At 65.4% G+C, this 6,476-nt stretch carries 8 protein-coding genes and 1 pseudogene; 6 read left to right on the forward strand and 3 right to left on the reverse strand.

Annotation, left to right across the window (positions count from 1 at the left end):
- From ACNA7R_RS18685 to ftsZ, 3 genes are all read left to right on the forward strand, one after another.
- Positions 1 to 191, forward strand: a 191-nt coding sequence (locus ACNA7R_RS18685; protein ID WP_416285030.1) for a double zinc ribbon domain-containing protein, incomplete at its 5' end; no start/stop codon positions are given.
- Positions 192 to 390: 199 nt separating this feature from the next.
- Positions 391 to 570 (forward strand): ribbon-helix-helix domain-containing protein, encoded by a 180-nt coding sequence (locus ACNA7R_RS18690; protein ID WP_005556653.1) that lies wholly within the window; start codon positions 391 to 393, stop codon positions 568 to 570.
- Between the two features lie 2 nt (positions 571 to 572).
- Positions 573 to 1,745 carry a cell division protein FtsZ gene (ftsZ, locus tag ACNA7R_RS18695; RefSeq protein WP_416285031.1) on the forward strand — a complete coding sequence of 391 codons (1,173 nt, stop codon included), beginning with the start codon at positions 573 to 575 and terminating at the stop codon, positions 1,743 to 1,745.
- A 327-nt stretch (positions 1,746 to 2,072) separates the two neighbouring features.
- On the opposite strand, the gene ncsA is transcribed toward ftsZ, so the two are convergent.
- Both ncsA and ACNA7R_RS18705 read right to left on the reverse strand, forming a co-directional pair.
- Positions 2,073 to 3,047 (reverse strand): tRNA 2-thiolation protein NcsA, encoded by a 975-nt coding sequence (gene ncsA / locus ACNA7R_RS18700; RefSeq protein ID WP_416285032.1) that lies wholly within the window; start codon positions 3,045 to 3,047, stop codon positions 2,073 to 2,075.
- Between the two features lie 44 nt (positions 3,048 to 3,091).
- On the reverse strand, positions 3,092 to 3,811 hold the full coding sequence (locus ACNA7R_RS18705) for an alpha/beta hydrolase (protein WP_416285033.1): 720 nt from the start codon (positions 3,809 to 3,811) through the stop codon (positions 3,092 to 3,094).
- Between the two features lie 158 nt (positions 3,812 to 3,969).
- Between ACNA7R_RS18705 and ACNA7R_RS18710 the strand changes: the two genes are divergently transcribed.
- The 3 genes from ACNA7R_RS18710 to ACNA7R_RS18720 are packed head-to-tail and all read left to right on the forward strand — an operon-like array spanning position 3,970 to position 5,390.
- The gene (locus ACNA7R_RS18710) at positions 3,970 to 4,443 is read left to right on the forward strand and encodes a DUF4442 domain-containing protein (RefSeq protein ID WP_416285034.1); all 474 of its coding nucleotides are present in this window, start codon (positions 3,970 to 3,972) and stop codon (positions 4,441 to 4,443) included.
- 49 nt (positions 4,444 to 4,492) lie between these two features.
- Positions 4,493 to 5,152: a hypothetical protein gene (locus ACNA7R_RS18715; RefSeq protein WP_416285035.1), complete on the forward strand. Its 660-nt coding sequence runs from the start codon at positions 4,493 to 4,495 to the stop codon at positions 5,150 to 5,152.
- A gap of 46 nt (positions 5,153 to 5,198) precedes the next feature.
- Positions 5,199 to 5,390: a hypothetical protein gene (locus ACNA7R_RS18720; protein WP_416285036.1), complete on the forward strand. Its 192-nt coding sequence runs from the start codon at positions 5,199 to 5,201 to the stop codon at positions 5,388 to 5,390.
- Positions 5,391 to 5,967: 577 nt separating this feature from the next.
- Here the strand turns inward: ACNA7R_RS18720 and ACNA7R_RS18725 are convergent.
- Positions 5,968 to 6,476: pseudogene (locus ACNA7R_RS18725) on the reverse strand (SAM-dependent methyltransferase); the annotation flags it as partial.

The following is a 6,476-nucleotide window of genomic DNA, read 5'->3' on the forward strand; positions in this document are numbered from 1 at the left end:
GTGGCTCCGAACCCAACTGCGCACAGTGCGGCGAGACGGTCGATCCCGACCACGTCTACTGCCCGAACTGCGGCGAGAAAACCGCCCGACGGCTGTTCTGTGACTGCGGTGACGAGCTCCGCTCGGACTGGTCGTTCTGTCCCGGCTGCGGTCGTCGGACGCCGGCCGCCGACGTCCTCGACTCCACATAAGGCCTCGTGTAATACACAGAACCTCGTGTCGGACGAAAGTTTTAATATCTTCGACAGTCTCGCATTTAGTCGCGTAAGACGGTTGTCTTACACCGGCCGGCGAACGCCGGAAATCGCCCGATGTCGGGCGGCTCTGGTGTAAGACACCGTGCGTCTGACAGGGGCGCACACCGTCTTACCCCCAACGGGGAATACAACAATGGAGCGTGTGACACTGCGAATTCCGAAACAGCAGATCGAGGAGGTCGAACAACTGGTCGACTCGGGCGAGTTCCCGAATCGGAGCGAAGCGATTCGCTCGGCCGTCCGCGAGATGGTCAACGAACAGTCCGACGGTCGGACCGAACAGACCGGCAAACGCAACTGGGCCAAGGTGTAACGATGCAGGATATCGTTCAGGACGCACTCGAAAACGCCGAGGAGGAGGCCCGGGAGATGGAAGCCGACATGGACGGCGACGAGTTCGGGGAGCCCCGAATCGTCATTGTCGGTGCCGGCGGTGCCGGCAACAACACGATCAACCGGCTGTACAACATCGGCGTCGACGGCGCCGAGACCGTGGCGATCAACACGGACAAACAGCACCTGAAGATGATCGAGGCCGACACCAAGATCCTGGTGGGCAAGTCGCTCACCAACGGGCTCGGCGCCGGCGGCGATCCGTCGATGGGTGAACGGGCGACCGAGATGGCCCAGAGCACGATCAAGGAAGTGCTCGGCGACGCGGACCTCGTGTTCGTCACGGCGGGCATGGGTGGTGGTACCGGTACCGGTGCCGCCCCCGTCGTCTCGAAGATCGCCAAGGAGCAGGGCGCGATCGTCGTTGGGATGGTCTCGACACCGTTCAACGTCGAGCGCGCCCGCACGGTGAAAGCCGAGGAGGGCCTCGAGAAGCTGCGCAACGAGGCCGACTCGATCATCGTGCTCGACAACAACCGCCTGCTCGACTACGTCCCGAACCTCCCGATCGGCAAGGCGTTCTCGGTGATGGACCAGATCATCGCCGAGACCGTCAAGGGGATCTCGGAGACGATCACCCAGCCGTCGCTGATCAACCTGGACTACGCGGACATGTCCACGATCATGAACCAGGGCGGCGTCGCCGTAATGTTGGTCGGCGAGACCCAGGACAAGAACAAGACCGACGAGGTCGTCAAGGACGCGATGAACCACCCGCTTTTGGACGTCGACTACCGCGGCGCGAGCGGCGGACTCGTCCACATCACCGGTGGCCCCGACCTCACGCTGAAGGAGGCCGAGGGAATCGCCGACAACATCACCGAGCGCCTCGAGGCCTCGGCCAACGTCATCTGGGGCGCCCGGATCCAGGAGAACTACAAGGGCAAGGTGCGGGTCATGGCGATCATGACCGGCGTCCAGAGCGCCCAGGTGCTCGGCCCGTCGACCCAGAAGCAGGCCGACCGCTCCCGTGCCAGCATCGAAGGTGCCAGCGACGGCGACTTCGACGCGAGCAACAACCTCAAACACGGTGCGAAAAGCGACGGCGGCCGGAACGAACTCGAGCGCCAGAACGGCGTCGACGTCATCCGGTAGTCCGACACACGGCTGACACACCACCGACGGAACCCGCTGACGACGCGCGACCGAACCGGCAGCGACACACCACATACGGTTCGGTCGCGTTTGCGATCGACACACCACGCGGCGGCCGTCCGACACACCACGGCTCGGCCGCCGCCACGATTGACACGACGCGACCCCGCGCCGGCAACCGACACACCACACCAGCCGGTCGTCGGGTATCGCTTCTCGAAGGACTGCTCGTCTCGAGTGGCGACGCCGGAATCGGACGGTTCGAAGCCCGATGCGGCGTTCAACGGGTGCGACTCGTGGGGAGAGCAATAGCGTGTCTTACAGTCCTCAGGCCAGCGACTCGAGCAGCCCGCACTTCCGGCAGACCTCCCGCGTCGTGGTCGAGCCGCACTCGGCACACTCCCGGAGGTCGGGACCGTCGCCGCCGTCCTCGCCCTCGCCGTCGCGCCTGTCGGCGACGATGCCGGCCAGTTCCTCGTAGCCCGAGAGGATCGAGTGGCGGGTTCCGGGATGGTTCTCCTCTAAGTCGTACAGGAGCTGCTGGATCTCGCCGCGGTAGGCCTCGCTGGCGTGGGGACACTCCGTGATGTGGGCGGGGAGGCCCTCGACGTGGGCGTACAGTGCGACCTCCTTCTCGGGAACGTCCCGAAGCGGCTTCGCCCGCGGGACGAACTCCTCCTGTTCGCCCCGCTCCGAGAGCGGCCCCAGGCTCGCGTCGAAATGTTTGGCCATCTGGCCGACGTCGCCCTCGAGGAAGTTCATCAGCGCGGTCTGGGCCTCGTCGTCGAGATTGTGGCCCGTCAGCAGGAGGTCGGCCTCGAGCTCCTCGGCGTACGTCGAGAGCAGATCGCGTCGAAAGACGCCACAGTAGGCACAGGCGGCCATGTTCTCGGGGTCGTCCTCGACGACGTCGTCCATTCGGATCCCGAACTCCTCCTCGTAGCTGACGACCTCGTGGCGAATGCCCAACTCGTCGGCGAGGTCGACGCAGGCCTCGAGACTCTTGTCGCGATAGCCCTCGATCCCCTCGTGGATCGTCAGCCCGACGAGTTCGATGCGTGGATCCTCGGCGAACGTGTCGTGCAGAATCTGCGTGAGCACGACGCTGTCCTTCCCGCCCGAGAGGCCGATCACCCACGTCTGCGGGTTCTCGGGCGTCGCGTCGTGGGGAACCAGATCGTCCCGCCGCACCCGTCGGCGCACCCGTTTTTCGACCGACTCCCGGAAGTGGCGTTCGCAGAGGTGTGCCCCCGAGTAGGCGGCGTGCATGATCGCCTCCCCCTCACACCGGTTACAATCCATCGAGGTGAGGTTACCGACGGGCGCGTATGTCCGTTTCGGCTCGTTCAGGCGGGGACCGTCTCGCGGGCCTCGACCGTGTCGGCGCCCTCCTCGAGCGCCTCGAGCAGAAGTTCGACGTAGCGGTCGCGACCCGGCGAGGAGAACAGCTCGTGGCCGCCGTTGTACAGGACGACGTGGTCGGCGGGCACCCGGTGGCCGATCGGGCGGAGGCTGATGACGGGATCGGCCAGCGAACAGAAGACGACGGCGTCGTGATCGATCGTCAGCAGGTTCTCCTGGGCGTGGCGCGTCTCGCGGACGAACGCCGGCGAGACCCAGCGGGGGATCGTCGCGAGCTGGTGGTCGGTCGCCTTCTCGCCAAGCGCGTCCCGATCCATCTCGCCGGCGGGGAGACAGGGAAACGTCGTCGGCACCCGCGAGGCGGCCTCGAGCAGCGGTTCGGCGTAGCGTTCGCCGTACCCCCAGAACGGGCTCAGGTAGACGTGGTTGTCCGCGCCGTCTAACGCCTGGCCGATGAGCGCGCCCGCGCTGTGGCCCAGCAGCTGGTACTCCTCGAGATCGAGAACGTACTCGGCGATCGGCTCGAGCCAGTCGGCTTTGAAGTCGTCGATGTTCGTCGGGAGTTCGAAGGCGTGGACCCGGTAGCCGGCCTCAGTCAGTTTCCCGATGAGCCAGCTGACGTTCTCGTGGGTCCAGCGGTTGCCCCAGCCCATGACGAAGACGAGTTCCTCCTCGCCGTCCTCGTTGAAGACGCGGTGTCGCATACGCCTCCTTTCGCCGGGTACGGGTAAAAATCTGCGCTCTTGACACGAGCCGGCCGTTCGGGGTCCGGCGATCGATCCTCCGGCGATCGACCGACAACTGTCGGACACGGAAGGAGAGTTTTGCTAACGGCTTTCACGCATCGTCCTCGAGTCGATGTATGCTCGACGCGCTTCGCTCGCGGCTCTACCGTCTCGGATTCAACCTGTTTCCGGCCTACCGTCGGACGGGCGGCCGGGTCACGTACATCGCCCCCGACTGGCAGGAGGTCCGTGTGAAACTACCGTTAAACTGGCGCACGAGGAACTACGTCGGGACGACCTTCGGCGGCAGCATGTACGCCGCGGTCGACCCGTTCTACATGATGATGCTCCTCAAAAACCTCGGCGACGAGTACGTCGTCTGGGACAGGGAGGCCGAGATCCGGTTCAAGAAGCCCGGACGGGAGACGCTGTACGCGCGGTGTGCGATCACCGACGAGGAGGTCGCGGCGATCGAGGCCGAACTGGCGACCGAGGGGACGGAGTCCGTCGACCGCCACTACACCGTCGACCTCGTCGATAGCGAGGGGACGGTCCACGCGACGGTTCGGAATACGGTGTACGTGACGACCGATCGGGAGAAGAAGGCCTGAGCTGTCCCACTGAGAAATCGTTTTGCGCCTCGAGGGCCGACTCCCCGCCATGAGCGAGTTCCCCCGCGAGGAGGCGGTCGACCGACTCGAGGCGCTGGTCGAGACCGTCGAGCGCGAGCGCACACCCGTTCCCGTCCGTGAAATTTGGGCCTTCGGCGATATCGCGCTCGGGCTCGATCCCGTCGAACGGCTCGACGTCTACCTGACGAAGGACGTGTTGATGCGCGACGACAGTCCGTCGGCGGACGGAGCGGACGTCGGCGAGGAGTACGGTATCGAAGGCGTCGGCCAGTCCGTTCGGGCCGACTGGGCCGCCGAGTATCCGGAGTACCTCCGGGCGAACGCGAACGGCCACGCCGCCCCCGAGAAGTGTCTCGCAGCGCAGTTGCTCGGCGAGGACGAGCCGATCCACCTCGAGGTCTGTAACGCTGGCTTCGAGGACAACGTCACCCAACGCCTGCGCGGCGCGAAACTCCGGGAGGACTACACCCAGCTGCTGGATCCCCGCGGGGTGTGTCTCTGGGTCGACGGGACGAAAAGCGAGGAGGCGTTCCGCAAGCTCCGGGAGAGCGAACTCGCCCTGCCGACGCTGTCGGCCGCCCTCGAGATGCTCGGGATGGAGGAGGCGGAAGCCGGCGAGGCCGCACGGGAGGTCCACGCCTGGCGCGAGCAACAGGAGGGCGTGACGGTGCGGGGCGACGTCGTCTGAAATTCGTCATACAAACTCTTTTGCTGCCACCATCGGAGGTATCGGTATGAACACGTCGTTGACGACAGGTCTCGACACCGCCCGTCTCGCGGTGTTTGCGAACGTCGCGCTCGTGCTCACGGGATCGGTGCTGGCGCTGGTGAACGTGCTCGATCTCTGGACCGGGATCGTGGTGGTCTGTGCCGGATTGATCGGGATCTACGTCTCGCTGCTCGGCCGGGGCGAGGAGTCGGATTGACGAGAGTCTGCGAACCAAGCGGTCGAAGGTATTGCTGTGGACCCTATGTCGGACGTGTGATTTCGAACACTGTTCTTTGCACGACCGACTCTGCTGGGGAGGACGTGGGAATCCACCGCTGTCAGTATAATTGCGTTACGTACAGGTGAACCGTGTATCAGTTCGTTCCGCCCCTTTTCCCCTGCGGTGGCGCGCGCTATCGGCCGTCCGAACGTCAGTGAGGGCGGTCGATGACATTGTGCGAGGGATGAGCGAACGAGCGCAGCGAGTGAGCGAATCGGCTGGGGAGGGTGTGGCTATTCATTGTGTTCGTGCGAGTAGGACCTGCTACTCGTCGGTATCACCGCGAAAGCCCCTGGCGCGCTCGAGGGCTACGACTCGCTGCGCGCTTCCCTCACTGCGTTCGGTCCAGTGCTTACGTCGCCTCGCTCCTCGAGCGCGCCAGCCCCTTTCAGTCCCACCCGGCAGTGGTTGGTTGAGGCTGCAGATACAACGCCAGACGGTCCATACACACTCTCTACGTAACAGCCAGCACGCCTCTGGGCCTCGGCGCACAACTTCCCTACACTACTGCCGACTACCGCGACCCGTTCACCCGGCCGACCGTCACGAAAAACGGGATCTCCTCGCTCCGGCGGTAGCGTCGGTCCTCCATCTGTTCGATCACGTCCCGGCCCATCGCTCGCCACTCGCTGCGGAGGGCGTCGTACTCTTCGCCGGTCAGCTCGCCCTCGAGCATCGTCTCCCGGTCGTCGGCCAGCCCCGCACCGGTCGCCTTCCGCTGGGCGATCGTCAACGCCGCCTCGCCGTAGGGCGGTTCGATCGTCCGCTCGTGATCGTACCGGCGCGTCTCGAGGACCTCGAGGCCCGCCTCGGAAAACGACTCGCGAGCGTCGGCTCCCAGCGTCACGTCGGTCCCGACGCCGTCGAGGTAGGCGCGTCGGGCACGGGACTCGAGGGATTCCTCGCTCGCGACGCTCGAGTCGACCGCGACGGCGCCGTTGTCGGGTTCGACGGCGGCGACGAGATCGCTCGAGACGCGGGCGAACTCCTCGAGGGCAGCCGCGGGATCGGGCAGGTTGATCA

This window comes from Natronococcus sp. (genome assembly GCF_047921035.1).
In the GTDB taxonomy this organism is placed as follows: Archaea; Halobacteriota; Halobacteria; order Halobacteriales; family Natrialbaceae; genus Natronococcus.